The following is a 25695-nucleotide window of genomic DNA, read 5'->3' as shown; positions in this document are numbered from 1 at the left end:
TTTGGTTTAACGCCCGGGGGGGGGGCGGGCGGGGGGGGCCGGCCGGGGGGTGGGCCGAATTGCCCCCCCCCCCGCGGGGGGGCGGCTTGCCCCCCCCCCCCCCGCCCCTCGTCCGATCGATCCGTCGACTCAGCTGGCAGCGAGGTCCGGTGTGGCCGAGATGCCGCCGCCGGTGTTCACACCGACCGAGACCTTCTCGCCGCGCGGCGCGTGCTGGAAGTCGAACTTGCCGTCCACCACGTCGACCTTCACGTGGTCGCCGGCGTTCAGCTGGCCGTGCAGGATGCGCTCCGAGAGCTGGTCCTCGATCTCGCGCTGCATGGCGCGGCGCAGCGGCCGGGCACCGAGTGCGGGGTCGAACCCGATGTCGATGAGCTTGTCCTTCGCGGCATCCGACAGCTCCACCGTCATGTCACGATCGAGCAGGCGGTCGCCGAGCTGCTTCGTGAACAGGCCCACGATCTGGCGCAGCTCGTCCTTGTTGAGCTGCGGGAAGACGATGATGTCGTCGACGCGGTTGAGGAACTCGGGCTTGAAGTGCCGCTTGAGCTCTTCGTCGACCTTGCCCTTCATCCGCTCGTAGGTGGTCTGCGCGTTGCCCTCGATCTGGAAGCCGACCGGACCACCGGCGATCGCCGACGAACCGAGGTTCGTCGTCATGATGATCACGGTGTTCTTGAAGTCGACGATGCGTCCCTGACCGTCGGTCAGACGACCCTCTTCGAGGATCTGCAGCAGCGAGTTGAAGATGTCGGGGTGCGCCTTCTCGATCTCATCGAACAGCACGACCGAGAACGGCTTGCGGCGCACCTTCTCGGTGAGCTGACCGCCCTCTTCGAAGCCGACGAACCCGGGAGGGGCGCCGAACAGACGCGAGACGGTGTGCTTCTCACCGAACTCCGACATGTCGAGCGAGATCAGTGCGCCCTCGTCGTCGAAGAGGAACTCCGCGAGCGCCTTGGCGAGCTCGGTCTTTCCGACGCCGGTGGGACCGGCGAAGATGAACGAGCCCGAGGGGCGCTTCGGGTCCTTGAGTCCGGCACGCTGACGGCGGATCGTACGCGACAGGGCGGCGATCGCCTCCTCCTGGCCGACGACGCGCTGGTGCAGCGCCTTCTCCATGAAGACCAGGCGGCTGGACTCCTCCTCGGTGAGCTTGAACACCGGGATGCCGGTCGCCTGGGCGAGCACCTCGGCGATCAGTCCCTCGTCGACCACGGCGTGCGACTGGACGTCGCCCGCGCGCCACTGCTTCTCGAGCCGCAGCCGCTCGCCGAGCAGCTCCTTCTCCTGGTCGCGCAGCGCGGCGGCCCGCTCGAAGTCCTGCTCCTCGCTGGCGGCCTCCTTCTCCTCACGCACCTTGGCGATGCGCTCGTCGAACTCGCGCAGCTCGGGCGGGGAGGAGAGGATGCTCAGGCGCAGACGCGCACCGGCCTCGTCGATCAAATCGATCGCCTTGTCGGGCAGGAAGCGGTCCGAGACGTAGCGGTCGGCGAGGTTCGCCGCAGCCACGATCGCGCCGTCGGTGATCTGCACCTTGTGGTGCGCCTCGTAGCGGTCGCGCAGCCCCTTCAGGATGTTGATCGCGTGCGGCAGGGTCGGCTCATTGACCTGCACCGGCTGGAAGCGGCGCTCGAGCGCGGCATCCTTCTCGAAGTACTTGCGGTACTCGTCGAGCGTGGTCGCACCGATGGTCTGCAGCTCACCGCGGGCGAGCAGCGGCTTGAGGATGCTGGCGGCGTCGATCGCGCCCTCGGCGGCACCCGCACCCACCAGGGTGTGGATCTCGTCGATGAAGACGATGATGTCGCCGCGGGTGCGGATCTCCTTGGTGACCTTCTTCAGGCGCTCCTCGAAGTCTCCGCGGTAGCGGGAACCGGCGATCAGCGAGCCGAGGTCGAGCGAGTAGAGCTGCTTGTCCTTCAGCGTCTCGGGCACGTCGCCCTTGACGATCGCCTGGGCGAGGCCCTCGACCACGGCGGTCTTGCCGACGCCGGGCTCACCGATCAGGACGGGATTGTTCTTCGAGCGGCGCGAGAGGATCTGCATGACCCGCTCGGCCTCCTTCTCGCGGCCGATGACCGGGTCGAGCTTGTTCTCGCGGGCGGCCTGGGTGAGGTTGCGGCCGAACTGGTCGAGCACCTGCGATCCGCCCTGGGCGGCCTGCTGGTTCTCGTTCGCGGTCGCGCCGACGGATGCGGGCTCACGGCCCGGAGCGCCGGAGAGCAGCTGGATGACCTGCTGGCGCACCTTGTTCAGGTCGGCGCCGAGCTTGACGAGCACCTGGGCGGCGACGCCCTCGCCCTCGCGGATCAGGCCGAGCAGGATGTGCTCGGTGCCGATGTAGTTGTGACCGAGCTGCAGCGCCTCGCGCAGCGACAGCTCGAGCACCTTCTTGGCCCGCGGGGTGAACGGGATGTGGCCGGTCGGCTGCTGCTGGCCCTGGCCGATGATGTCCTGCACCTGCTCGCGCACGGCGTCAAGCGAGATGCCCAGACTCTCGAGCGCCTTGGCGGCGACGCCCTCACCCTCATGGATGAGACCGAGCAGGATGTGCTCGGTGCCGATGTAGTTGTGGTTGAGCATCTTCGCCTCTTCTTGGGCGAGGACGACCACTCGACGGGCTCGGTCCGTGAATCTCTCGAACATGCTGTGACTTCCTTTCGCACGCGGCGAAGCGGCGGTAGCGCCTTGTACATCGAGCGTAACGAGCGCGCGGATGCGGCAAGGCCGTGTTCGCCCTCGGCATAGCGGGGTTGATTTCCGTGACATGCGCGAGGTGGGTCGGCCCGGTGTCGGGGTCGGTGTTGACACGTTTATCGACTGTCGTTATGTTAACGACAAGCGATAACAACGACTGTCGATATGGAAGCGAGAAGTGAGCATGAATCGCACACGCAACGTCTCCCGCGCTGACGGCTTCGGCCTCGGACTGATCGCGACCGGGGCGGTGAGCGTCGCGATCGCCGCGCTGGTGGCCGTCGTCCGGGGCGCGTTCGAGGTCTTCGGTGCCGAGGTGACCGTGCGGATGCCGGCCGACGGCGGCGACGCCGCGGCGGTCGGTGCGCTCGACGGCATCCGCACCGCCGTGTACTCGCAGACGGACATCGTGGTCGAGCAGTTGTCGGCCGGTGCTAGATGGATGCTGCTGCTGGAGGGCGCGCTGCCCGCGCTCGCCACGGTGGGCGTGTGCGCGGTCGCGTGGTGGCTCGGGGTCTCGCTGATCCGCGGACGTCCGTTCCGGAAGACCATGTCGACGACGATCGGCGTCGCCGCCTGCCTCGTCGCGGCGGGCGGCCTGTTCGGTCAGATCTTCGGCGCGATCGCCCGCGCGATGATCGTCGATCGGCTGGCGGCATCCGACGACGGCGTGTACGACTTCTTCGCCGCGTTCTCGCTCGATCTCGACCTGGCTCCGCTCGGATGGGGCTTCGCGCTCGCGCTCGTCGCGATGGCCTTCAGCTGGGGCACGCGCCTGCAGCGCGAGACGGAGGGACTGGTGTGATGAACGGCGCATCTCGGGACAGGTTCACCCGCGGGCGGCTCATCGGCACGGTCGTCGTCGCCGTGCTCACGGTCGTGGGCATCGCGCTCGTCGCGGCGAATCGGTTCCTGACCACGTTCACCGCCGATGGGCTCGCGGTCGAGGTGCCGCTTCCGGGGGAAGACGCTTCTTCCGCGTCGCCATCCGGAGCTTCCGTGCAGGTGACGCAGGCGATCGTGATCGTGCCGGATGCGGATGCCGGCCTCACCGCCCTGATCGTCGCGACGATCGTGCTCGCGGCGGTCGCGGGCGCCGCGGTGGTGGTCTCGTGCGTCGCGCTCGCCCTCGAGATCTCCGGCGGCCGATCGTTCTCGCGCCGGTCGAAGCGTCTCCTGACAGCGATCTCGGTAGCCGTGCTGATCGGCACCACGGGCTGCTATCTGCTGGACAGCGCGATCGCGCGCAGCGTGCGCAGCACAGCGGGGTACGGCGAGATCGGCAGTTGGACCCCGCTGAGCTACTGGATGGGCTTCGCAATCATCGGCGCGCTCGGGCTCATCGGGTTCGCATTCGGCCGTGGGTCGGCGTTGCAGCGCGAGACGGAGGGGCTGGTGTGAGCCCCGCGGACAGTGACGAGGAGTTCACCGGCATTCACTGCCGGCTCGACGAGCTGCTCGCGGAGAAGCGGATGACTCTCACCGAGCTGAGCGCCCGAGTGGGCGTGAGCATCGTGAACCTGTCGGTGTTGAAGAACGACAGGGCGCGGGCGATCCGGTACTCGACGCTGCGCGCGATCTGCGAAGCGCTCGAATGCGAGGTCGGCGATCTGCTGGTGTTGGCGCCGGCTCCCAGCGGGAAGGCGCGATGAGTTCGGCGCACGGGTTCGAGTTCACTGTGCGGAGCGACGGCAGCGTCGTCCTCACGCATCACGGCCGCAAGGCGACGGTGCTGCGTGGCGCTCGCGCCGAGGAGTTTCTGGAGGATGTCGCATCCGACCCGCAAGGTGCGATGGCGCGCTGGACCGGCAACTACCGGCGCGGCAACGAGCCCGCCGCCAAGCAGCATCCGCGCAACGCACCGTGAGTGAGTTCCCCTGGCAGGCCTTGCGGCGGGGCGACGGGCAGCGGGCTCGTCGAATCGGTCGCTCCCGCCCGGATCGTTCACGCACGATCCGAGGGATCTCGCCGGTCACGCGGCGGCAGGCCGGAATCTCTTCGGCGGCGGATCGATGCCCGCCCAGGCGTAAGTCAGGACCGCGCGGCGGCGCAGCACGAACTGCTCACCGTCGGGATGGTGCAGCACGAAATCGGCTCTACCTTCGCGAGTGATGCGCCAGCCGCCGTGATGAAGGTTCATGTGGTGGAACCGACAGAGCAGGATCCCGCGATCGATATCGGTGCGCCCACCGTCGGCCGCCCACTCGTCGATGTGATGCGCCTCGCAGTACGAGGCGGGCCGATCGCAGCCGGGCCACATGCAGCCGCCATCTCGCAGGGCGAGCGCGATGCGCTGACGTGGCGTGAAGAGCCGCTGCTCGCGGCCGACGTCGAGCGGGTTGCCACAGGCGTCGACGGTGACCGGCACGATGCCTGCGTCGCAGACGTGCTGCTGCACGGTGGCCGCCGGAAGCGCTGACAGTGCGTCTTCGGTGAGAGCGACGGGGCCCGCGACCCCGGCCTGGTCCACGACCTGCACCATCCGCACGCCCGCCTGTCGAGTGCCGAACACCTCGGCCGGTTCGGCGAGCACGCCGGCACGCAGCATGTCGAGCAGGAGGTCGTAGCTGAGCTGCTCCATGGTGCGCGAGTCGTCGGTGAGCTGCGCTGCTCGTGCTGCTTCGTCCGAGTCGACGAAGCGCGGTCCGCCGCGGCGTGGACGCAGAGCAGATGAGAGGATCGCGTCGAGGAAGGCGCCGCCCTCGTCATCGAGCGCGAGGCTGGCACGACGCATGCCGTCCTGGTCGATCCAGGTGCGGAACGAGCGTCGCTCGAAGCGCTGCAGGTAGCGCATCTCGGCACCCTCGGGGTCGAGCATGTCGCGGATCGTCCGGCCGGCAGCCGTGAGCTCCTCGACGGTGCGCTCGGTCGCCTCGGCGACCAACTGCTGTGCGGCCTGCATCCAGGCATCGTGGGCGATGGCGTCGGCGGCGGAACGCTCGTCTTCATCAGCGGCATCAGCGGAAGGGGGTTCGCCGAGCCCGCGCTGGATCGCATCGAACTGCGCCGACGTGAGAGAACCGCTCCGCATCGCGGCGCGCAGAGGCTCGCGCCAGTCGAGGGGTGCAGCGGACGACGGCGTCGCGACGTCGGGGATGGCGGATGCCGCGGCGTCGACGCCGATCAGCGCCTCGCCGACCCGCACGTGCCGCGCGGCTTCGGCCTTGGTCGCACCGGTGATCTGCTGCACCAGCGAGACCGGCGTCCGATGGCCACGTGTCTGCGACAGTCCGGTGTGGCCGGCGTCCCGACGTGACCTCGTCGCGATGACCCCCGCGGCGATCACTCTCAGCTGTTCGGCGTGGGCCGCCACCTCGGCGGCCTCGCGCAGCACAGCGACAGCATCAGCATCCGTCATGGACTGCACGACTGCCTGCGCGCGCTCGACGGTGGCGCCCTCACCGAGCCGCGATCCCGCCGTCGGGACCAAGGCTGCGACCTCGGTGAAAGTTACCATACTTCATGCTGGCACGGGCCTCCGACATTCGGAGGGGCGTTCGTCAACCTGTGGACAACTCCGCTCGGCGCGGCTCGATCTTGACCGAGGCCTACCGCGCTGCGCCGGGCATTTGTAGTGCGCGCACCCGACGCATTCACGGTTGAGCCACCCACGGCTTCTGCAATGTCGGAGGTATGTTCGATACTCTCCGCCATGAACACATCACTCATCTCTGAAGCCGAGGGCATCGTCCGCTCCCTCGCGACGGCGTTGATCGCCCCGCAGCCCGCAGAATGCCTTCCGTGCTATCTCGATCGCGTGCTCCGCACCGCTCCGTGCGACGGCACGCTGCGCCTGGCCAGGCGGTATCGCGACATCAAAGCTCCGCGCGCAACCGCGCTGGAGCGTCGGATGCATGACCGCGGCGGATGCTGCGACTGCGAGATCCTGTGGAACGTGTACACGTCGAGGTCCGACGAAGTCTTTCCCTGCCGGGGCGTACGACGCGGCAGCACGGCGCCGTGCGATCTGTGGGAGCGGTCGAGACGCTGGTGACCGTCACCGTCGACCCGCTGCGAAAGATGATCGAGCGTTTCGCCTCATCACTGCGCTCACGGCGAGGCGACCGGACCTCGACTCGGAAACGCGGATGCTCCACGGCATCCGTCATCCTTCGTCACATCCGTCCGGGAATTCCTGAGCGCTCCTAACGTTGTGTCCCATGGCGCGCACCGTGCGCGCAAAAGACATGGAGATCCCGTGACAAGCACAGCGCGCGCGCAGAAGGCGCCAGACACCCGAGGACCCGTCCGCAAGCTGCTGACCTCCTTCGGGTTCCAGATCATCGCAGCCCTCATCCTCGGCATCGCCGTCGGCCTCATCGGCCGCAACCTCGGCGCCAGTGACGACAACCCGACCGTCCTCTCCGACACGCTCGACCGCATCGGCGGCTCGTACGTCACGCTGCTGAAGGCCGCGGTCGTGCCGCTGATCTTCACGGCGATCGTGGCGAGCATCTCGAACCTGCGTCGCGTGCAGAACGCCGCCCGCCTGGCCGGTCAGACGCTGCTGTGGTTCGCGATCAGCGCCTTCATCGCCGTGACGATCGGCATCGGGCTCGGCCTGGTGATCCAGCCCGGCTCCCGCGCCGGCGCCGGCCTCGAGCCCGGCGAACCGTACGCCGTCGGCACCTGGTGGAACTTCCTGCTCGGACTCATCCCGCAGAACTTCCTCGGCATCGGCGCCTCGACGTCTCTGGACCTCGAAGCCGGCACAGCCACCACCGGCGTCAGCTTCAACATCCTGCAGGTCATCGTCGTGGCCGCGGTCGTCGGCATCGCCGCCCTCAAGGCGGGCAAGAAGGCCGAGCCCTTCCTGGTCTTCACCGAGTCGCTGCTCAAGGTCATCCAGCGCGTGCTGTGGTGGATCATCCGTATCGCCCCGATCGGCACCTTCGGCCTGATCGGCTCGGCCGTGATCAAGTACGGCTGGGACAAGCTCACCTCGCTCGCCTGGTTCGCCGGCGCGATCTACATCGGCCTCGCTCTGGTGCTCTTCGTCGTCTACCCGATCCTGGTCCGCACCCACGGGCTGTCGATCAAGCAGTACTTCTCGGGCGTCTGGCCCGCCGTGCAGCTCGCCTTCGTGAGCCGCTCGTCGATCGGCACCCTGCCGCTCACCGAGCGCGTCACCGAGCGCAACCTCGGCGTGCCGACCTCGTACGCCTCGTTCGCCGTGCCGTTCGGCGCCACCACCAAGATGGACGGCTGCGCCGCGATCTACCCGGCCATCGCAGCGATCTTCGTCGCCCAGTTCTTCGGAGTCGAGCTGAGCTTCATCCAGTACGTGCTGATCGTGATCGTCTCGGTGCTCGGCTCCGCGGCCACCGCGGGCACCACCGGCGCCACGGTGATGCTCACGCTGACCCTGTCGACCCTGGGTCTGCCGCTCGAGGGCGTGGGCCTGCTGCTCGCGATCGACCCGATCCTCGACATGGGCCGCACCGCGGTCAACGTCGCCGGTCAGGCGCTCATCCCGACCATCGTCGCCAAGCGCGAGGGCATCCTCGACGAGGACCTCTACAACGCTCCGCGCAACGGTCTGCCGTTCGCCGACGAGGACATCGACGAGACGGATGCCGCAGTATCGGATGCCGCTGAGCAGTCCGGCAGCGAGTCCGACCCGACCGGCAAGGAGCCCGTCGGCGCACGCTGACCGGCACCCGGTTCGAAGAGCGCCTCACCCCCCCGCCGGGGGGTGAGGCGCTCTTCCTGTACACGCTGCGCCTTCGCGTCAGTCCGCCGCCGTCGAGTGCACCGCCTGCCGCCGAGTGCACCGCCTGTCAACGCCATCAAGCGGTGCACTCGGCGCGAAGCGGTGCACTCGGCGTAGAGGCGTGCACCCGTCCCCCGCGCGCCGAGCCGGTGCGCGGCCCGCCGGGCGCCTCAGCGCACGCGCACCATCACACAGCGCACGCTCACCCTCACGCGCGGGACTGCGGCCGGGTGGCGCCCCGCGTGTCCAGCGCGAGCTCCTCCGCATCCATCGCCGTGATGAGCTCGTGCATGACCTCCTCGCTGAGGTTCCCCGCGTCCCGCTCTTCGAGCAGCACCTGCCTGCGCACCGTCAGCCAGCCCTTCGACAGCGCGACGAACTGCTCGTAGGTCGGCCGCGGCTGCGCATCGAGGTCGTCCCGCTCGGCATCCGATTCCGTCTTCACCAGCCGCTTCGCGAACGCGTCGAACGCAGCGAGCCCACCCTCGCCCCGCTCGCTCGCCCACTCCCGGCGCATCGAGCGCAGGTAGGCCTTGCCCGCCTCCCGGCTGCGCTCCCGGACGGCGGCCAGCTGGCGCGCATCCTCCTGCGCCTCGGAATCGTCGACCACATCGAGCCGGCGGATCAGCCACGGCAGGGTCAGTCCCTGCAGCAGCAGCGTCCCGACGGTGACGACGAACGCGACGACGACGATGGCATGGGCGGCTCCGTCGTCCAGCCCTGCCAGGTCGGCCGCGGCGAGCGCCGTCGCGAGCGTCACCACTCCGCGCATGCCGGCCCACGAGACCACGGCGTTGTCGCGCCACGACAGCTTCGTCTCCGCCAGGCGCCGCCGCAGCTGCTCCTCGGTGAGCGGATGCCGCCGCTCCTGGGCCGGTTGCACCGGAACCTGCCCGCGCACCGCCTTCACCCGCTCCCACTTGCGCAACCGCATCCGCGTCAACCACTGGCCCCACGCGCTGGCGGGGTAGACGAACAGCGGTCGCACGACGAGCACGAGCAGCAGCACCACGAACGACAGCAGCAGCACCGGGCCGACGTCGCCGTCGTTCAGGTCGGCGATGACGCGGGGCAGCTGCAGACCGATGTACGCGAAGACGAACGACTCCAGCAGGAAGTCGGCCGACAGCCACAGCGGCGCCTCCTGCTGACGGGTGGTGTAGCTCGTGCGAGGGGCGTTGAAGCCGACGAACAGCCCCATCGCCACCACGGCGAGGACGCCCGAGCCGCCCAGGGCCTCGGCGATGGCGTACGCGCCGAACGGCGCGAGCAGCCCGAACGTGCCGTGCACGACGGGGTCGCTGACCCGCATGCGCAGCTGGTGCAGCCCGGCACCCAGGACGACGCCGACGAGCACGCCGACCACGACGGCCAGCACGAACTGCCAGAGGGTCTCGCCCAGATGGAACGCCGCGGAGCCTGCGACGATCGCGGTGAACACCCGGAACATCGTCAGCGAGGTCGCGTCGTTGATGAGGCTCTCCCCCGACAGCACCGTCATCACCCGGCGCGGCAGACCGAGCCTGCGGCCGATCGCGGCGGCCGAGACGGCATCCGGCGGCGCGACGATAGCGCCCAGCAGCAGCGCCCCGGGAAGGGTCAGCGACGGCATCAGCCACCAGGCGACCAGCCCCACGATCACCGCGGTGACCACCACCAGTCCGATGCCGAGCCGGCGGATCTGCGGCAGGCTCCGCTGGAAGCTCACGAACGACACGTCCAGCGCCGCGGAGTACAGCAGCGGCGGCAGCACGAGATTGAGCAGGAGGTGTCCGTCGATCGCGAGGTCGGGGATGAAAGGCAGGAAGGATGCCGCGAGGGCGACGACGGTCACCAGCAGCGGAGCCGGCCACCCTCTCGATCGTGCCACCGCCGCCACGGCGACGGCTCCGACGATGATGATGAAGATGCCGGCTTCCATACGGTAAGGCTAATGCCGCGCACCGACGCGTCACGGGGACTGGCCGCGCCCGACGGTGGCTGCGTCTTACCCGCCGGGCGCGAGCAGCCGGACCACCTCTTCGTCGGAGGTCTGCCGGAAGTCGATGTAGTGCATCCCCACGGCCATGAAGTCGCGCGGGGCGGACAGGCAGACGACCTCGTCAGCGCCGTCGGCACCGCGACGCAGGTCGTCGAGCACGTCCGGCGGCGCGACGGGCACCGCCACCACCACGCGCGCCGCTTCCCGCGCGCGGGCGATCGCGCACGCCGCCCGGATGCTGGCCCCGGTGGCGATCCCGTCGTCGACGACGATCGCGACCCGTCCGGCGATCGGCTCGGCCGCGCGGCCTGCGCGCAGCATCCGGGACCGGCGCTCCACCTCCGCCCGCTCGCGATCCTCCGCCGCGGCGAGCGCCTGCTCGTCGATTCCGGCGGCGGCGATGACCGCATCATTGCGCACCGCGGCACCGTCCTCGCCGACGGCGGCCATGGCGACCTCCTCATGCCCGGGCACGCCGACCTTGCGCACGATCAGCACGTCGAGCGGTGCCTCCAGGGCACGCGCCACCTGCGCCGCGACCGGTACGCCGCCGCGAGGAAGCCCGAGCACGACGACATCTTCCTGCGCGCGCTGGCTCAGCCTCCTGGCCAGCTGCCATCCGGCATCCGTGCGGTCCTCGAAGCTCCACATGATGTCTCCTGACCCCTGACTACGCCACCGGAGCCGAGACGGTCAAGCCCCTCGCGGAATGCGGGAACCGCGCACACGGTTGCCCTTGACGATGACTTCTCCCGCACTCTCCGTCCTCGACCTCGTCTCGGTGCGCACCGGCCAGACCAGCGCGCAGGCGGTCGCCGCATCCCTCGCCCTCGCACAGCGGGCCGACGAACTCGGCTTCCGGCGATACTGGTTCGCCGAGCACCACAACATGCCGTCGGTGGCATCGACCGCTCCCCCGGTGCTCATCGCCGCCGCGGCGTCGCGCACGACGCGCATCCGGGTCGGCTCCGGCGGGGTGATGCTGCCGAACCACGCACCGCTCATCGTGGCCGAGCAGTTCGCGGCACTCGAGGCGATCGCCCCGGGCCGCATCGACCTCGGCATCGGACGGGCGCCGGGCAGCGATCCCGTGATCACCCAGCTGCTGCGCGCGACGGGCACGGCCGGCGATGTGGAGCGCTTCCCCTCGCACGTGCAGGACATCGCCCTGATGCTGCGCCCCGAGGGGGCGACGGTGCAGTTCACCAGCGGCGGGGAGTACGCGGTGCGGGCCACGCCCGCCGCATCCGCCACGCCGGAGATCTGGCTGCTCGGCTCGAGTGACTACTCGGCGCAGCTGGCGGCATCCCTCGGTCTGCCGTACGTCTTCGCGAACCACTTCTCGGGGCAGGGGCTCGAGCGCGCGCTCGAGCTGTACCGCTCCGGCTTCCGGCCGAGCGAGACGCTCGCCGAGGCGCGCACCTTCCTCACGGCGAACGTGGTCGCCGCGCCCACCGCCGACGAGGCCGAAGAGCGGGCGCTGCCGCAGCTGCGCATGATGGCGCGGCTGCGCCGCAACCAGCCGCTCGCCGCGCTCGAGACCGTCGAGCAGGCGCAGCGGGGCCTGCAGGAGGCGGGGGATGCCGACGAGCGGTCGCTGATCGACGGCATCCGGTCGCGCTGGTTCGTCGGGGCCGCGGCGGATGTGCGCGCATCGGTGGCCGACTTCGCCACCCGCCACGGCGTCGACGAGGTGATGATCTCGCCCGTCGCCGGCGCCTACGACGGCGACGCTCTGGATGCCGCGACCGGCCGCGCGCAGACCCTGGAGTTGCTGGCCGGCTGAGCGGGCGGGCGCGCGACACCGCCCGCAGGGGCGGTTGTTCTGCCGCGGGCGGATGGAAAACGTCGCTGCGGGCGCCCGATCACCGGCGAAATCCATCCGCCCCACGGGGATGCGGATGGAAAACGTCGCTGCGAAGGCGCGTGGACCCGCGAAACCCATCCGCGCGGGCCGGAGCGCAAGGTTCTGCACGCCTCGGTGACGCCGGCGAGTTCTCCCCAACGGCCGGGAATCGACGGTCGCCGGATGCGTCGCTTCCTTCAGCCTGTCTGCATGCGGCATCGGATCGAGCTTCCCCAACGGCTCGGCACCGCGTTCAGTCTGGCGCAGGCATCGGCCGCCGGTGTCGGGCGCGCTCGCCGGGACAGCCGCGACCTGCACCGGCCGTTCCGCGGCGTGCGCTCGACGACTGCGCCGGAAACGTTCCTGCAGCGCATCGACTGCCATCATCCTCGACTGAAACCACGACAGAGGTACGTCGGCAGGACGGCGGCGCGCCTGTGGGGACTGCCCCATCCGCACCGGTGGCGGCCGAGCGAGCCGATCGACGTCGCCGTCCCCCTGGACATGACACCTCCCGGAACGACAGGCGTGCGGGGTCGGCGACTCGCCGGGCATCGTGCGGATACGTGGAGGCTCGGATCCTCACCGGTCGTGGACCCCGTCGCCGCGCTGTTCACCAGCGCCCTCGACGTGACGATCGAAGAGGCCGTCGTCATGATCGACGCTCTGCTCACATCGGCGGACGACTACCCGGGACTCATTCCGGGTCGGCCCGTGTACACGATCGAGGACATCGAAGCGAAGCTCGGCCATTGGCGAACGTTCCCCGGCCATCGAACGATCCGGGCGGCGCTCCCACTCGCTCGCGAAGGCGTGGAGTCTCCGAAGGAGACCGAGACGCGCCGCCTGATCGTCCGGGCGGGCCTGCCTGAGCCCGTCGTGCAGCACGAGGTCTGCGACGGGGCGCGACTGGTCGCCCGCGCCGATCTGGCCTACCCCGAGCTGAAGATCGCGATCGAATACGAGGGCGATGGGCACCGCACGGACAAGGCTCAGTGGCGCCGCGACATTCGACGTCAGCGCGACCTCGAGGATCGCGGGTGGATCGTGATCCGCCTCACCCAGCATGACCTCGAAGAAGGTGCCGAGGCGCTGCTCTCCCGCATCCGTCGCGCCATCGCATCCCGCATTCGGTGACCGCCGCTTCGGCGGCTCCTCCGGAGCGGATGGAAAACGTCGCTGCGAGCGCTCGACCACCGGCGAAATCCATCCGCTCCCAGAGGATGCGGATGGAAAACGCCGCTGCGGCGGCACGTGGAGGTGTGAAATCCATCCGCGCGGGGCGAAACGGGGACGGTCCCGCGGCGGGCGCGAAGCGGCGGGCACGAAGCGGCGGGCGCGAAGCGGGGTGCGCGAAGCGGGGCGCGAACCGCGACCGCGAGCTGCGCCGCGGGCTAGGCGCGCTCGGGCTCGCCGGCGATGAGGCCGCGGAGCCAGTCGCGCGCCTCGACGAAGATGTCGTCGGCGTAGCGGTCGGGGTACTGCACGATGCGGCGGTCGGCACGCGGGTACGAGCCGAGGAACACGACCCGCGGGCTGAAGCGGCGGATGCCGAGCAGCGCGTCCGCCATGCGCTCGTCGTGGATGTGCCCGTCGGCGTCGAGCACGAACCGGTACCGGCCGAGCTCGTCGCCGATCGGCCGCGACTCGATGAGCGACAGGTTGATGCCGCGGGTGGAGAACTGCTCGAGCAGCTCGAGCAGGGCGCCGGGATGGTCCTCGGGCAGCTCGACGATGAGCGAGGTCTTATCGGCGCCGGTGGGCTCGGCGGGCGCGACGGTGCTCGCGACGAGCACGAAGCGGGTCACGGCGTTGTCGTTGTCGCCGACGTTCTCGGCGAGCACCTCGAGATCGTGGTGCTGCACGATGCCGGGGGCCGCGATGGCCGCCTGGGCGGGCAGGGTGCCGTCGAGGATGCCGAGCGCGGATGCCACGTTGCTGGCCGCCGGCACGTGCGCATGCCGGGGCAGGTGTGCACCGAGCCAACCGTGGCACTGCGCGTACGCCACGGGGTGCGCGGCGATCACCGTCACCTCATCCAGCGTCGTACCCGGATTCGCGACGAGGATGAAGTTCACCTTGACCAGGTACTCGCCCACGATGCGCAGACCGGGCTTGGTGGCCAGGGCGTCGAGGGTCGTCGAGACCCCGCCCTCGATGGAGTTCTCGATGGCGATCATGGCCGCATCGCTGCGCCCCTCGAGCACATCGGCGAGCGCCTCGCCCACGTTGTGCACCGGCTTCCATTCGTGTCCGCGCGCCTCGGGCACCTGGTCGAGCGCCGCCTCGGTGAAGGTTCCGGCGGGGCCCAGATAGCTGTACGTGCGGCGTTCGGTCACCCCGCAAGCCTAGTGCGGCCGATTCCGCCGTCCCGGCATCCGACGGCATCGGGAGGCATCCGGATGACGGCGAGGATGCGCCCCGCGGCGCAGCGGGGCAGACTATCCCCATGACGAGCCGTGCAGGCCTCCCCGCGGAGGAAAAGGATCTCATCGATGTCGACGAGCTGATCGCCGCGTACTACGACCGGCATCCCGACCCGAAGGACCCGACGCAGCGAGTCGCCTTCGGCACCAGCGGCCATCGGGGCTCCGCGTTGTCGTCCAGCTTCAACGAGGACCACATCCTCGCCACCACGCAGGCCATCGTGGACTACCGGCGCAGCCAGGGCATCGAGGGGCCGCTGTTCCTCGGGCGCGATACGCACGCCCTGTCGCTGCCCGCCGAGCGCAGCGCCATCGAGGTGCTGATCGCGAACGGCGTCGACGTGCGCACCGACTCCCGCGACTCGTGGGTGCCCACGCCGGCGCTGAGCCACGCGATCCTCACCCACAACCGCGGTTTGGCCGCCTCCGATCCCGGTCGCGCCGACGGCATCGTCGTCACCCCGAGCCACAATCCGCCCCGCGACGGCGGTTTCAAGTACAACCCGCCGCACGGCGGCCCCGCCGACACCGATGCCACCGGCTGGATCGCGCAGCGCGCGAATGAACTCATCGAGGCGGGCCTCGAGGGGGTGGCGCGCATCCGCTACGCCGACGTCGACGGCGACTCCATCGGCGAGTACGACTTCCGCGACGCGTATGTGCGCGATCTGCCCTCGATCATCGACATCGACGCGATCAAGCGCGCCGGCGTGCGCATCGGCGCCGACCCGCTGGGCGGAGCATCCGTCGAGTACTGGGCGCTGATCGCCGAGATGCACGGCCTGGACCTGCGCGTCGTGAACCCCGAGGTCGACCCGACCTGGCGGTTCATGACGCTCGACTGGGACGAGAAGATCCGCATGGACCCGTCCTCGCCCAGCGCCATGGCGTCGCTCGTCGCGAAGCGCGGTGACTTCGACGTGCTCACCGGCAACGACGCGGATGCCGACCGGCACGGCATCGTCACGCCCGATGCCGGGCTGATGAACCCGAACCACTACCTCGCCGTCGCGATCGACTACCTGTTCTCGCACCGGGCCGACTGGCCGCGGGATGCCGCGATCGGCAAGACGCTGGTCTCGTCGATGATCATCGACCGGGTCGCCGAATCGCTCGGCCGCCGCCTGCTGGAGGTGCCGGTCGGCTTCAAGTGGTTCGTGCCCGGCCTGCTCGACGGCTCCGTGGCGTTCGGCGGCGAGGAATCCGCCGGCGCCTCCTTCCTGCGCAGGGACGGCAGCGTCTGGTCGACCGACAAGGACGGCATCCTGCTGTGCCTGCTCGCTGCCGAGATCATCGCCGTCACCGGCAAGTCCCCGTCGGAGCGCTACCGCGAGCTGGAGGAGGCCTTCGGCGCCTCCGCCTATCAGCGGGTCGACGCCCCGGCGACACCCGATCAGAAGGCGACGCTCGGCAGGCTCTCCCCGGATGCCGTGAGCGCCACCGAGCTGGCCGGCGAGCCGATCACCGCGAAGCTCTCGCACGCGCCGGGTAACGGCGCGGCGATCGGCGGCCTGAAGGTGCAGACCGAGCATGCCTGGTTCGCGGCACGCCCGTCGGGCACCGAGGACGTCTACAAGCTGTACGCCGAGAGCCTGCGCGGCGCCGAGCACCTCGCACAGGTGCAGGAGGAAGCCGGGGCGGTCGTGACCGCGGCACTGGGCGGCTGAGCCGAACGAGTCTCCCCGCATCCTTCGGGTGGCGCACATGGTCGCCTCGCAGGCCGGGACGCGGCGAATTGCGCCACCCGAAGAAGATCAGCCCGACGCGCGCCGACCCCCGCATCCCTCGAGTGGCGCAGATGGTCGCCTCACGGGCCAGGATGCGGCGAATCGTGACACCCGAAGAGGACCAGCCGACGCCCCGCATCCTTCGGGTGGCGCACATGGTCGCCTCACGATCCGGGATGTCGCGCCACCTGAAGAAAGCCAGCCCGACCCGCGCATCCCTCAAGTGGCGCACACGGTCGCCTCACGGGGCCGGGATGCGGCGAATCGTGACACCCGAAGAAGACCAGCCCGACCCGCGCCGACCCGCGCATCCTTCGGGTGGCGCACATGGTCGCCTCACGGGGCCAGGATGCGGCGAATCGTGACACCTGAAGGGGATGAGATCAGGCGAGCGCGCGCGCCAGCGTCACCCCGGCCTCGTGCAGCCAGCGCACCGGCTCCGCGAGGGCGGACTCCGAGGAGCCGGCGAGCTCGATGAGCGAGGCGGATGCGGTGAAGCCGGCGGTGTCCGCATCGTCGGCGATGCGCCCGGCCACCAGGGCCGCGCGCACTCCGGCGCCGGCGGCGATCGCGGCGACGAAAAAGGGCACCTTCCCGTCGCCGGACTGCCCGTCGTAGGACCCCTCGCCGGTCACGACGACGTCGGCCCCGGCCACGGCGTCGGCCAGCCCGATCAGCCGCGCGATCTCTCCCGCGCCGGGCAGCAGCCGCGCACCCCAGGCGACCAGCGCACCGCCCACGCCGCCCGCCGCCCCCGCGCCGGGAACAGACACATCGAGCCCCAGCAGCCCGGCCAGGCGGGTCAGTCCGGCATCCGCGCGTGCACGGTCACCGGCATCCGTGAGCCCCTTCTGAGGGCCGAAGACCTCGGCCGCGCCGCGCGGCCCGGTGAGCGGGTTGGTCACGTCGGTGAGCACCAGCACCTCCGGCGCGGCGCGCAGCCGGGAGAGGTCGACGTGCGTGATGTCGGCCAGCCCACGGGCTCCCCGTGCGACCGGGGTGCCGTCGGCGCCGAGGAAGCGCGCGCCGAGCGCGCGCAGCATCCCGGTGCCCCCATCGGTCGAAGCGCTCGACCCGATGCCGAGCACGAGCCGCGACACCCCGTGATCGAGGGCCGCGGCGATGGCCTGCCCGAAGCCGGCCGAGTCGGCGTCCCACGGCCTCAGCTCGTCGAGCAGCTCGATGCCCGAGGTCGAGGCGAGGTCGATCACTGCGGTGCCCTGCGGGGCGCCATCGGATGCGGGCAGCAGCAGCCAGCTCGCCGCGACCGCGGCGCCGGCCGGACCGTCGACGGTGACCGGCATCCGGCGGGCGCCGGGCACGGCCGCCGCGAAGGCCGCCACCGTCCCCTCGCCGCCGTCGGCCATCGGACGCAGCACGACCTCGGCACCGGGGTGGACCGTGCGCCAGGCGCCGGCGAGCACCCGGGCGGCGTCCGCCGCCGTGATCGTGCCCTTGAAGCTGTCCGGAGCGAAGACGATCCGCATCATCCGATCCCGGGCGTGCTGGCGCGCACGAGAACCTCGAGATCGGCGGGAACGGACTGCCAGTCGGCGTCGACGATCGCCCGGAAGGCCTGGTACCCGAGGTCGCTCAGCGGCACGCGGACGGTGGTGAGCTGCGGCGTCACGTCGCGGCTGACAGGCACGTCGTCGAAGCCGCACACGGCGATGTCGGAGCCGACGGTGCGCCCGGCGTCGCGGATCGCGGTCATCGCTCCGATGGCGACCACGTCGCTGAGTGCGAACACCAGGGTGCCGGGCTCGATGCCGTCGGCGAGCGCTGCGGCCATCGTGGCGGCGCCCGACTCGCGCTCGAACGTGCCGCGGTACACGCGGCTCACCTCGCCGCCGTCTGCCGCGAAGCCGGCCGCGAAGCCGCTCAGGCGATCGTCGGAGGTGCGCACCCCCTCGGCCGCCCCCAGGGCGACCGCGCGCCGATATCCGCGCTGCGCCATGGCGCGACCCAGCCGCTCTGCTCCGCCGCGGTTGTCGATGCCGATGGTGCGGTCTCCCCCGGGCCCGAAGGTCACCGTGCGCCCGCCGAGGGCGCGGAACGCGGTCAGCTCGTCGACGGTGACCTTCTCGCTCTCGCCCGAGCGGGATGCCGCGAGGATGACGCCCCTCGGGCGCTGGCCGCGGAGCGCGTGGAGGATGCGCGCCTCGCGCTGGGGCTCGCGCTCGGTGATGGCGACGGTGACGATGAGTCCCTCTTCATCGGCGCCACGCGCGACGCCGGACGCGATCAGTCCGAAGTACGGGTCGGCGATGTCGGCGACGAGCAGGGCGATGACCTGCGAGGTGCCGCGCGCGATCGCCTGCGCGGAGACGTTCGCCGTGTACCCGAGCTCGGCCGCCGCCTGCTCGACACGCTCGCGGAACGACTCGGCGACCTTGCGCTCTGAGCCGTTCAGCACCCGCGACGCGGTGGCCAGCGAGACGCCCGCTGCACGCGCGACGTCGTGCAGCGTCGGGGTCGAGGCGCGTCCCGCGCGCCGTACCGCATCAGTCATGAGCAGAGCCTACCGAGCGGGCGCGTTCTGCTCCGGCGCCGCGGCGATCCAGCCGCGCAGCGTGGCCGCCTCGGCCGCCAGCAGTGCCGGCTCGTCGTCGGGCACGAACTCCAGCAGGGCGTCGCGAGGAGGCTCGGGAAGCGCGGATGCCGCCGCGAAGAGGCCCTGCCACAGCCCGGCCCGCTCGTGCAGACGTCGCCGCTCGGCCGCCGGCCACCACGAGAAGACGTGCACGGCGTCGACGCGCGGGGTCAGCGCCGCGAACTCGCGGAGCGCCTGCGCGTCGGGAGCGTCGACGGCCGGCTGCCAGTACGTGCCCAGCCCCGGCACGGCATCCAGCAGCCGGGTCGTCGACGCGGGGTCGGGCGCGAGGGTGCGCCGGTGGTATTCGAGCGAGAGCCGGATGCCGCGGGCCGAGGCCTCGGCGACGGCCTCGGTCAGCCGCCCGATCACGGCCGTCCAGTCCGCCTCGTCGGCGTCGGCCGCATCGACCGATCCCGCCCACACGCGGATGCGGTCCGCGCCGAGCGCCTCGGCACTGTCGAGGATGGGGGTCAGACGCTCGTCGGAACCCGCCCGGAAGTAGGATCCGTACGAGCTCACGGCCAGGCCGGCATCCGTCGTGAGCCGCGCGACCTCGGCGGCGCGCTTCGCGTCGCCGGGCGGCACGTGCACGTCGCCGCCCCACTCGATCGTCTCGAGCCCCGCGTCGGCGGCGAGGTCGACGATCTGCTCGGGGGTGAGCTGCCGGAACGTCACCGAGCAGAGCCCTGGTCTGATCGTCATCTCCCCATCCTCTCCCGTCCGCCGATCAGGGCAGGTGCGGGCTGATCGCGTCGGCGAAGGACTCTGCGGTGCGGCGTACGACGGCATCCGGTGCGTCGGCCCAGATGTCGGCGTTGAAGATCTCCACCTCGATGTCGCGGTCGTAGCCGGTCTCGACCACGGCGCGGGTGAGTGACCCGAAGTCGATCACGCCGTCGCCGGTGTAGTGCCGCGAGAGCAGCACATCCTCGGCGAGCGGGGTTCTCCAGTCGCACACCTGGTACGTGGCGATGCGGCGCTCACGGCCGGCACGGGCGATCTGCGCGAGCACCTGCGGATCCCACCAGATGTGGAACGTGTCGACGGCGGCGCCCACGACCTCCGGCTCGAAGTCCGCGGCGATGTCGAGCGCCTGCCCGAGCGTCGACACGACGCAGCGATCCGAGGCGTACATCGGATGCAGCGGCTCGATCGCCAGCGTCACGCCACTGCCCTTCGCGTCGTCGGCGAGGTCGCCGAGCGCGTCGCGCACCCGCTCCCGGGCGCCGACCAGGTCGCGTGACCCGGCGGGCAGTCCGCCGGCGACCAGGACGAGCACCGCGGTGGAGCCCTCGGCGCCGGCGGCGGCCAGCGTCGCGGTCTCCTCGATCGCGCGACGGTTGTCGTCCAGCGCGGCAGACCGCTCGCGACCGTCGGGCAGCGTGAAGAACCCGCCGCGGCAGTGCGTCGTGAAGCGCAGCCCGGAGTCGGCCAGCATCTTCGCCGCGACGTCGAGGCCCACGGCGTTCACCGGTTCGCGCCAGAGCCCGATCGCCTGGATGCCGGCATTCGCCGTGACCGCCAGAGCGGTCTCGAGGTCGGCGTACTTGATGGTCGCCTGGTTGATCGACAGGCGGGGATCGACGGCGCTCATGCGTCCACTCCGTTCAGGCGCAGCATCCCGTGCCAGCGCTCGCGCGCGAGCTCCGGATTCTCGAGGGCGAGCGAGGCGTTCGCGAGCTCGACGATCCGGCTGAGATGCGGAAGACTGCGCGCCGAGTGCAGGCCGCCGACCATCTGGAAGGCCGGCTGGTGTCCGTTCAGCCAGGCAAGGAACGCGACCCCGGTCTTGTAGTAGAACGTGGGTGCGGCGAACACCTGGCGGCTGAGCTCTTCGGTGGGACCGAGGATGCGCTGGTACGCGGCGGGATCGCCGGCGTCCAGCGCCTGGATCGCCGCGGAGGCGACCGGCGTGATGGCGGCGAAGGCGCCGAGCAGCGCGTCGGAGTACGGCCGCTCGCCGGCACCGGAGTCGCCGATCAGCGAGACGTAGTTGAAGTCGTCGCCGGTGAACATCCGCACGCCCTCGGGAAGGCGCTCGCGCACCGAGATCTCGCTCTCGGCGTTCAGCAGGCTCATCTTCACGCCCGCCACCTTGCCCGGGTTCTCGGCGATGATGTCGAGCAGCACGCCGGATGCGGTCTGCCAGTCATCGGCGCCGAAGTAGCCCTGCAGCTCGGGGTCGAAGGCGGTGCCCAGCCAGTGCAGCACCACCGGGGTGGTCGCCGACTCGAGGACGGCACGGTACACGCGACGGTAGTCGTCGGCGGATGCGGCGACCCGGGCGAGATGGCGGGATGCCATCAGCACGGGTCCTGCACCCTGCTCCTCGGTGAAGTGCAGCTGTGACCGGTAGGCGTCGATCACCTCGGCGAGGGAGATGCGGTTCTCGTCGACGTGGTCGGTGTTGACGCCGACCACGACGGAGCCGCCCTCCTCGCGTGCGACCTCGGCGCTGCGGGCGATCAGCTCACGGGTCGCCGCGGCGTCCAGTCCCATGTTCCGCTGCGCGGTGTCCATGGCGTCGGCGACGCCGAGACCCCAGGAGTACACGTTGCGGCGGAACGCCAGCGTCGAGTCCCAGTCGATGTCGGCCGGCTGCCCCGGCGTGTTGTCGGCGTGCACCCTCGGCACGACGTGCGCGGCGGCGTAGGCGACACGGCTCTGCAGCGCGGCCGACGGCCGTGCGTACCCGCCGGAGTCGTTCAGCGACGCGTCCGACACCGTGCCGTCCGCGGCGAGAAGTCGCAGTGTGCTCATCGGTCAGTCCAGGCTCAGCGGCGACAGGGAGATCTTGCGGCCCTCGGCGCTCGAGGCCAGCCCGGCCTCGGCGAACTGCACGCCCCGCGCACCGGCGAGAAGGTCGAAGGCGTATTCGGTGCCGAGCACGTACGAGGTCAGGTACTCCTCCCACTGCTGGCGGAAGCCGTTCAGGAAGACGTCGTTCGTCGGCACCGTCTGCCAGTCGGCGTCGTAGTCGTGCGCGTCCTCGAGGTCGGGGTTCCACACGGGCTTGGGGGTGGCGTTGCGCGGCTGGATCTTGCAGCCGAACAGCCCGACGACAGCCGAGCCGTGCGTGCCGTCGACCTGGAACTCGACGAGCTCGTCGCGGTTCACGCGCACGGTCCACGACGAGTTGATCTCGGCGATGATCCCGCCCTCGAGCTCGAAGATGCCGTAGGCGGCGTCCTCGGCGGTGGCGGTGTACTTCTCGCCCTTCTCGTCCCAGCGCTCGGGGATGTGGGTCGCGGCCTGCGCGTACACGCTGCGCACCTCGCCGAACAGGTTCTCGAGCACGTAGTTCCAGTGCGGGAACATGTCGCTGATGATCCCGCCGCCGTCCTCGGTGCGGTAGTTCCAGCTCGGACGCTGCGCCGGCTGCCAGTCGCCCTCGAACACCCAGTAGCCGAACTCGCCGCGCACCGAGAGGATGCGACCGAAGAACCCCGAGTCGATGAGGCGCTTCAGCTTCTGCAGGCCGGGCAGATAGAGCTTGTCGTGCACGACGCCGGTCTTCACACCCGCGCTCTCGGCGAGACGAGCGAGTTCCATGGCCTCATCGACCGACTCGGCCGTGGGCTTCTCGGTGTAGATCGCCTTGCCTGCCGCGATCGCTTTGCGGATCGCGCTCGCACGCGCCTTGGTGACGAGGAAGTCGGCGTAGATCTCCCACTGCGGGTCGGCGAGCGCGGCGTCGAGATCGGTGGTGTAGTCGTCGATGCCGTGCTGCGCGGCGATCTCGGCGAGCTTGGTCTCGTTGCGCCCCACGAGCAGCGGCTTGACGGTCACCTTCGAGCCGTCGGCGAGCTCGATGCCGCCCTGGTCGCGGATCGCGAGGATCGAGCGCACCAGGTGCTGTCGGTAGCCCATGCGTCCGGAGACGCCGTTCATGATGATGCCGATCTGGCGCGCGTCTGCCATGGTTGTCCGTTTCTGTCGTTCGGTCGGAAGTCGTCGCGCTCGGATGCAACTGGTAAGCGCTTTCCCATATGTAAGCAGGTTCGGGTCGCGAGCGCAAGCCCGCGGGTGCGCCTCGTGTCAGCGGCCGAGTTCGTCCAGCAGATCCGCGACGTGGTCGAGGTCCTCGGCCGACCAGCGGCGCAGGCGCGCGCTGAGCCGGCTCTCGTAGGCGGCGCGGGCGGCGGTGACGCGCTCGGTGGCGAGCGGCGTCGCCACGAGGCGTCTCGCGCGCCGGTCGTCCGGATCGCGGACGCTCTCGACCAGCCCGAGCTCGGTGAGCTGGCGCACCTGCCGGCTCACGGCCGACTTGTCGGTCTGCAGGCGCTCGATGATGGCTCCCGCGGTCGTCGCATGCCCGCTGACGATGGACGTCAGCACCTGATAGCCGAGGGGCTGCAGGTCGGGATGCACCGTGGCGGCGGCTTCGCGCCAGCCGACCCGGATCCGGGCGAACAGCCGCCCCAGCTCGCGCTCGACACGGGCGACGGCGTCGTCGAGCGCTTCATCGGCCAGGGTCGCCTCTGACGCGTGCGGATCGGCCGGGACGTCGCTCATGCCGCCAGCTTAACGGCGGGGCCTCCGGCATCCGCCCGACGGGACCGACGTCGGCATCGCCGATACGGCATCAGACCTCGGCGAGCAGGCGGAAGGCCTTGGAGGCGGCCCTGACCTCCTCGGGCGCGAGCTCGGCGAGCACGGCGCGCATCCGCTCGGCGTTCTCCCGGCGCAGCGTCGCGAGCACACGCTCCGCCTCGGCAGTGGCCGTCAGCACGCGCAGCCGCCCGTCGCGCTCGTCGGGGCGCGATTCGAGAAGACCGAAGTCCTCCAGCATCCGGATCTGCCTGCTGACCATCGACTTGTCGATGCCGAACAGCTCTGCGAGCTGATGGGCGCTCGCATCGCCCGTGCGGGCGATGTACGACAGCAGCTTGTAGCCCGAGGGCTGCAGTTCGGGATGCACGCGGGCGGCCGACTCCTTCCACAGCGTCCTGGCGCGGGCGAAGATGAGGTTCAGGTGGCCCTGGAAGTCGGCGAGCGCGTCGTCGGCCGCCTGCGTGGCATCCATCTCAGCGCACCTGCTCGCGCACGCGCCCGCCGTCCTCCACGACACGGATGCTGCCGGTCGACGCTCCGACCTCGGCGCCGGCGACCTCGATGGCCGAGCCCTCGGCCTGCTCGCGCAGCTGCTCCGCCGAATTCTTCGTCGACAGCGGCTTGTTGCGGATGAACGCGATCGCGATCACGCCGATCACTGCGAGCGGCACGGCGACGATGAACGCATCGGCGATGCCGAGACCGTAGGCCGATTCGACGACGCGACGGATGCTGTCGGGCAGCGTCGAGATGTCGGGCACGTTGCCCGAGCCGAGCGACTTCAGCGCCTCGATCTCGCCGGGCGACTTCGGGACGAACGCGCCAAGACCGTCCTTGATGTAGGTGCCGACGTTGGTCGCGAGGATCGAGCCCATGATCGTGACGCCGATGGTGCCCGCGATCGTGCGGAAGAAGTTGACGCCCGACGACGCGGCGCCGAGCTGCTGCGGCGGGGTGTCGTTCTGCACGATGAGGGTCAGGTTCTGCATGACCATGCCGAGGCCGGCGCCGAGCACGAACATGAAGGCCGCGACCAGGACGAACGGGGTGTCGTAGTGCAGCGTCGACATCAGGACGACGCCGATGAGCGCGAGCACCGAGCCCAGCATCATCCAGCCCTTCCACTTGCCGAAGCGGCTCACCAGCTGGCCGATGATGATCGACGCGCCCATCTGCCCGACGATCATCGGGATCGTCATCAGCCCCGACTCGGTGGGCGTCGCGCCGCGCGCGAGCTGGAAGTACTGGGCGAGGAACACCGACGTGGCGAACATCGACACGCCGATCGCGATCGAGGCGATCACCGACAGGGTGAAGGTCCTGTTGCGGAACAGCGACATCGGCACGATCGGCTCTTTGACGATGAACTCGACGACGACGAAGGCGACGATGACGAGGGCGGAACCGATGCCCAGGACCCAACTGGTCGACGAATCCCAGTCGAACTGCGAGCCGCCCATCGAGACCCAGATCAGCAGGGCCGACACGCCGACGGCGAGCAGCGCGATGCCGAGGTAGTCGATCGAGACCTTCGCGTTCTGCGGCTTGGGCAGGTGCAGGGTGAACTGCAGCAGGACGAGCGCGAGCACGGCGAACGGGACGCCGACGAAGAAGTTGGCGCGCCAGCCCCAGACATCGGTGATGAGGCCGCCGAGCAGCGGTCCGCCGATCGTCGCGAAGGCCATGATTCCGCCCACGACGCCCATGTACTTTCCGCGCTCGCGGGGCGAGATGATGAGGGCGACCGCGACCATGACCAGCGACATCAGGCCGCCGACGCCGATGCCCTGCACGACGCGGACGGCGATGAGCATGTTGGTGTCGGTCGAGAATCCGGCGATCACCGTGCCGGCGGTGAAGAGCACGAGCGAGAGCTGCACGAGCACCTTGCGGTCGAGCAGGTCGGCCAGCTTTCCCCAGATGGGAGTGGAGACGGCGGTCGCCAGCAGGCTGGCGGTGATGACCCAGGTGTACTGCGCCTGGGTGCCGCCGAGGTCGGCGATGATGACCGGCAGCGAGGTCGAGACGACGGTGCCCGAGAGCACGGCGACGAACATGCCGACGATGAGGCCAGAGATCGCGGTGAAGACCTCGCGCGCCGAGCGCACGGTTCCTGCGGACGGTGAAGGGGTGGAATTCAAAAGAGTGACGC

Annotated in this window: 23 protein-coding genes; 9 read left to right on the top strand and 14 right to left on the bottom strand. The window is 70.4% G+C overall.

Going from position 1 to position 25695, the window contains the following annotated elements; genetic code table 11:
• Positions 1 to 129: 129 nt before the first annotated feature.
• Positions 130 to 2649, bottom strand: coding sequence for an ATP-dependent Clp protease ATP-binding subunit (locus ACFWH5_RS12255; RefSeq protein ID WP_378834988.1), 2520 nt, complete (start codon positions 2647 to 2649; stop codon positions 130 to 132).
• Between the two features lie 235 nt (positions 2650 to 2884).
• Here ACFWH5_RS12255 and ACFWH5_RS12250 point away from each other — a divergent pair, with 235 nt between their 5' ends.
• The 4 genes from ACFWH5_RS12250 to ACFWH5_RS12235 are packed head-to-tail and all read left to right on the top strand — an operon-like array spanning position 2885 to position 4567.
• Positions 2885 to 3505, top strand: coding sequence for a hypothetical protein (locus ACFWH5_RS12250; RefSeq protein WP_378834987.1), 621 nt, complete (start codon positions 2885 to 2887; stop codon positions 3503 to 3505).
• The gene (locus tag ACFWH5_RS12245; protein ID WP_378834985.1) at positions 3505 to 4101 is read left to right on the top strand and encodes a hypothetical protein; all 597 of its coding nucleotides are present in this window, start codon (positions 3505 to 3507) and stop codon (positions 4099 to 4101) included. Before ACFWH5_RS12250 ends, ACFWH5_RS12245 begins: the two co-directional genes overlap by 1 nt.
• A complete protein-coding gene (locus ACFWH5_RS12240; RefSeq protein WP_378834984.1) occupies positions 4098 to 4352 on the top strand; it encodes a helix-turn-helix domain-containing protein in 255 nt (84 codons plus the stop codon). Before ACFWH5_RS12245 ends, ACFWH5_RS12240 begins: the two co-directional genes overlap by 4 nt.
• Complete coding sequence (locus ACFWH5_RS12235) at positions 4349 to 4567, top strand: hypothetical protein (RefSeq protein ID WP_378834982.1); 219 nt, start codon at positions 4349 to 4351, stop codon at positions 4565 to 4567. Before ACFWH5_RS12240 ends, ACFWH5_RS12235 begins: the two co-directional genes overlap by 4 nt.
• 105 nt (positions 4568 to 4672) lie before the next feature.
• Here ACFWH5_RS12235 and ACFWH5_RS12230 read toward each other — a convergent pair whose 3' ends face one another.
• Entirely contained in the window at positions 4673 to 6157 is a 1485-nt protein-coding gene (locus ACFWH5_RS12230; protein ID WP_378834981.1) for a DUF222 domain-containing protein, read from the bottom strand.
• Positions 6158 to 6322: 165 nt separating this feature from the next.
• On the opposite strand from ACFWH5_RS12230, the gene ACFWH5_RS12225 reads away from it, so the two are divergent.
• Both ACFWH5_RS12225 and ACFWH5_RS12220 read left to right on the top strand, forming a co-directional pair.
• The gene (locus tag ACFWH5_RS12225) at positions 6323 to 6694 is read left to right on the top strand and encodes a DUF2695 domain-containing protein (protein WP_378835771.1); all 372 of its coding nucleotides are present in this window, start codon (positions 6323 to 6325) and stop codon (positions 6692 to 6694) included.
• A gap of 204 nt (positions 6695 to 6898) precedes the next feature.
• Positions 6899 to 8353 (top strand): dicarboxylate/amino acid:cation symporter, encoded by a 1455-nt coding sequence (locus ACFWH5_RS12220; protein ID WP_378834980.1) that lies wholly within the window; start codon positions 6899 to 6901, stop codon positions 8351 to 8353.
• Positions 8354 to 8621: 268 nt separating this feature from the next.
• Here ACFWH5_RS12220 and ACFWH5_RS12215 read toward each other — a convergent pair whose 3' ends face one another.
• Positions 8622 to 10334, bottom strand: a complete 1713-nt coding sequence (locus ACFWH5_RS12215) for a cation:proton antiporter (protein ID WP_378834978.1) — start codon at positions 10332 to 10334, stop codon at positions 8622 to 8624.
• A gap of 66 nt (positions 10335 to 10400) precedes the next feature.
• Positions 10401 to 11045 (bottom strand): phosphoribosyltransferase, encoded by a 645-nt coding sequence (locus tag ACFWH5_RS12210; protein ID WP_378834977.1) that lies wholly within the window; start codon positions 11043 to 11045, stop codon positions 10401 to 10403.
• A 91-nt stretch (positions 11046 to 11136) separates the two neighbouring features.
• Here ACFWH5_RS12210 and ACFWH5_RS12205 point away from each other — a divergent pair, with 91 nt between their 5' ends.
• A complete protein-coding gene (locus tag ACFWH5_RS12205; RefSeq protein WP_378834975.1) occupies positions 11137 to 12180 on the top strand; it encodes an LLM class flavin-dependent oxidoreductase in 1044 nt (347 codons plus the stop codon).
• A 651-nt stretch (positions 12181 to 12831) separates the two neighbouring features.
• A complete protein-coding gene (locus ACFWH5_RS12200; protein ID WP_378834973.1) occupies positions 12832 to 13377 on the top strand; it encodes an endonuclease domain-containing protein in 546 nt (181 codons plus the stop codon).
• Positions 13378 to 13634: 257 nt separating this feature from the next.
• Here ACFWH5_RS12200 and pheA read toward each other — a convergent pair whose 3' ends face one another.
• The gene (pheA, locus tag ACFWH5_RS12195) at positions 13635 to 14579 is read right to left on the bottom strand and encodes a prephenate dehydratase (RefSeq protein WP_378834972.1); all 945 of its coding nucleotides are present in this window, start codon (positions 14577 to 14579) and stop codon (positions 13635 to 13637) included.
• Between the two features lie 110 nt (positions 14580 to 14689).
• On the opposite strand from pheA, the gene pgm reads away from it, so the two are divergent.
• Positions 14690 to 16333 (top strand): phosphoglucomutase (alpha-D-glucose-1,6-bisphosphate-dependent), encoded by a 1644-nt coding sequence (gene pgm / locus ACFWH5_RS12190; RefSeq protein WP_378834970.1) that lies wholly within the window; start codon positions 14690 to 14692, stop codon positions 16331 to 16333.
• 443 nt (positions 16334 to 16776) lie between these two features.
• Here pgm and ACFWH5_RS12185 read toward each other — a convergent pair whose 3' ends face one another.
• The 9 genes from ACFWH5_RS12185 to ACFWH5_RS12145 all read right to left on the bottom strand — a co-directional run bounded on the left by ACFWH5_RS12185 (position 16777) and on the right by ACFWH5_RS12145 (position 25651).
• Positions 16777 to 17883, bottom strand: a complete 1107-nt coding sequence (locus tag ACFWH5_RS12185) for a glycerate kinase (RefSeq protein WP_378834969.1) — start codon at positions 17881 to 17883, stop codon at positions 16777 to 16779.
• Complete coding sequence (locus ACFWH5_RS12180) at positions 17880 to 18905, bottom strand: LacI family DNA-binding transcriptional regulator (protein ID WP_378834968.1); 1026 nt, start codon at positions 18903 to 18905, stop codon at positions 17880 to 17882. The genes ACFWH5_RS12185 and ACFWH5_RS12180 overlap by 4 nt, the downstream gene beginning before the upstream one ends.
• 9 nt (positions 18906 to 18914) lie before the next feature.
• Entirely contained in the window at positions 18915 to 19691 is a 777-nt protein-coding gene (locus tag ACFWH5_RS12175) for a sugar phosphate isomerase/epimerase family protein (protein ID WP_378834966.1), read from the bottom strand.
• A gap of 25 nt (positions 19692 to 19716) precedes the next feature.
• Complete coding sequence (locus tag ACFWH5_RS12170; RefSeq protein ID WP_378834965.1) at positions 19717 to 20583, bottom strand: sugar phosphate isomerase/epimerase family protein; 867 nt, start codon at positions 20581 to 20583, stop codon at positions 19717 to 19719.
• Positions 20580 to 21749 carry a dihydrodipicolinate synthase family protein gene (locus ACFWH5_RS12165; protein ID WP_378834963.1) on the bottom strand — a complete coding sequence of 390 codons (1170 nt, stop codon included), beginning with the start codon at positions 21747 to 21749 and terminating at the stop codon, positions 20580 to 20582. The genes ACFWH5_RS12170 and ACFWH5_RS12165 overlap by 4 nt, the downstream gene beginning before the upstream one ends.
• A gap of 3 nt (positions 21750 to 21752) precedes the next feature.
• Positions 21753 to 22910, bottom strand: a complete 1158-nt coding sequence (locus ACFWH5_RS12160; RefSeq protein WP_378834961.1) for a Gfo/Idh/MocA family protein — start codon at positions 22908 to 22910, stop codon at positions 21753 to 21755.
• Between the two features lie 117 nt (positions 22911 to 23027).
• Positions 23028 to 23504, bottom strand: coding sequence for a MarR family winged helix-turn-helix transcriptional regulator (locus tag ACFWH5_RS12155; protein WP_378834959.1), 477 nt, complete (start codon positions 23502 to 23504; stop codon positions 23028 to 23030).
• A gap of 70 nt (positions 23505 to 23574) precedes the next feature.
• Entirely contained in the window at positions 23575 to 24015 is a 441-nt protein-coding gene (locus ACFWH5_RS12150) for a MarR family winged helix-turn-helix transcriptional regulator (RefSeq protein ID WP_378834957.1), read from the bottom strand.
• 1 nt (position 24016) lies between these two features.
• Positions 24017 to 25651, bottom strand: a complete 1635-nt coding sequence (locus ACFWH5_RS12145) for a DHA2 family efflux MFS transporter permease subunit (protein ID WP_378834956.1) — start codon at positions 25649 to 25651, stop codon at positions 24017 to 24019.
• Positions 25652 to 25695: the final 44 nt, after the last annotated feature.

It is taken from the genome of Microbacterium sp. NPDC058345 (genome assembly GCF_042723855.1).
Classification (GTDB): Bacteria; Actinomycetota; Actinomycetes; order Actinomycetales; family Microbacteriaceae; genus Microbacterium.
Note: the sequence above shows the minus strand (reverse complement) of the source record. Positions and strands in the feature narration are given on the sequence as shown.

What these genes read in the sequence shown, in the direction of transcription:
- ACFWH5_RS12255 (WP_378834988.1), bottom strand. Translation starts at nt 2,649, where the DNA reads ATGTTCGAGAGATTCACGGACCGAGCCCGTCGAGTGGTCGTCCTCGCC.
- ACFWH5_RS12250 (WP_378834987.1), top strand. Translation starts at nt 2,885, where the DNA reads ATGAATCGCACACGCAACGTCTCCCGCGCTGACGGCTTCGGCCTCGGA.
- ACFWH5_RS12245 (WP_378834985.1), top strand. Translation starts at nt 3,505, where the DNA reads ATGAACGGCGCATCTCGGGACAGGTTCACCCGCGGGCGGCTCATCGGC.
- ACFWH5_RS12235 (WP_378834982.1), top strand. Translation starts at nt 4,349, where the DNA reads ATGAGTTCGGCGCACGGGTTCGAGTTCACTGTGCGGAGCGACGGCAGC.
- ACFWH5_RS12230 (WP_378834981.1), bottom strand. Translation starts at nt 6,157, where the DNA reads ATGGTAACTTTCACCGAGGTCGCAGCCTTGGTCCCGACGGCGGGATCG.
- ACFWH5_RS12225 (WP_378835771.1), top strand. Translation starts at nt 6,323, where the DNA reads ATGTCGGAGGTATGTTCGATACTCTCCGCCATGAACACATCACTCATC.
- ACFWH5_RS12215 (WP_378834978.1), bottom strand. Translation starts at nt 10,334, where the DNA reads ATGGAAGCCGGCATCTTCATCATCATCGTCGGAGCCGTCGCCGTGGCG.
- ACFWH5_RS12210 (WP_378834977.1), bottom strand. Translation starts at nt 11,045, where the DNA reads ATGTGGAGCTTCGAGGACCGCACGGATGCCGGATGGCAGCTGGCCAGG.
- ACFWH5_RS12205 (WP_378834975.1), top strand. Translation starts at nt 11,137, where the DNA reads ATGACTTCTCCCGCACTCTCCGTCCTCGACCTCGTCTCGGTGCGCACC.
- pgm (WP_378834970.1), top strand. Translation starts at nt 14,690, where the DNA reads ATGACGAGCCGTGCAGGCCTCCCCGCGGAGGAAAAGGATCTCATCGAT.
- ACFWH5_RS12185 (WP_378834969.1), bottom strand. Translation starts at nt 17,883, where the DNA reads ATGATGCGGATCGTCTTCGCTCCGGACAGCTTCAAGGGCACGATCACG.
- ACFWH5_RS12180 (WP_378834968.1), bottom strand. Translation starts at nt 18,905, where the DNA reads ATGACTGATGCGGTACGGCGCGCGGGACGCGCCTCGACCCCGACGCTG.
- ACFWH5_RS12175 (WP_378834966.1), bottom strand. Translation starts at nt 19,691, where the DNA reads ATGACGATCAGACCAGGGCTCTGCTCGGTGACGTTCCGGCAGCTCACC.
- ACFWH5_RS12170 (WP_378834965.1), bottom strand. Translation starts at nt 20,583, where the DNA reads ATGAGCGCCGTCGATCCCCGCCTGTCGATCAACCAGGCGACCATCAAG.
- ACFWH5_RS12165 (WP_378834963.1), bottom strand. Translation starts at nt 21,749, where the DNA reads ATGAGCACACTGCGACTTCTCGCCGCGGACGGCACGGTGTCGGACGCG.
- ACFWH5_RS12160 (WP_378834961.1), bottom strand. Translation starts at nt 22,910, where the DNA reads ATGGCAGACGCGCGCCAGATCGGCATCATCATGAACGGCGTCTCCGGA.
- ACFWH5_RS12155 (WP_378834959.1), bottom strand. Translation starts at nt 23,504, where the DNA reads ATGAGCGACGTCCCGGCCGATCCGCACGCGTCAGAGGCGACCCTGGCC.
- ACFWH5_RS12150 (WP_378834957.1), bottom strand. Translation starts at nt 24,015, where the DNA reads ATGGATGCCACGCAGGCGGCCGACGACGCGCTCGCCGACTTCCAGGGC.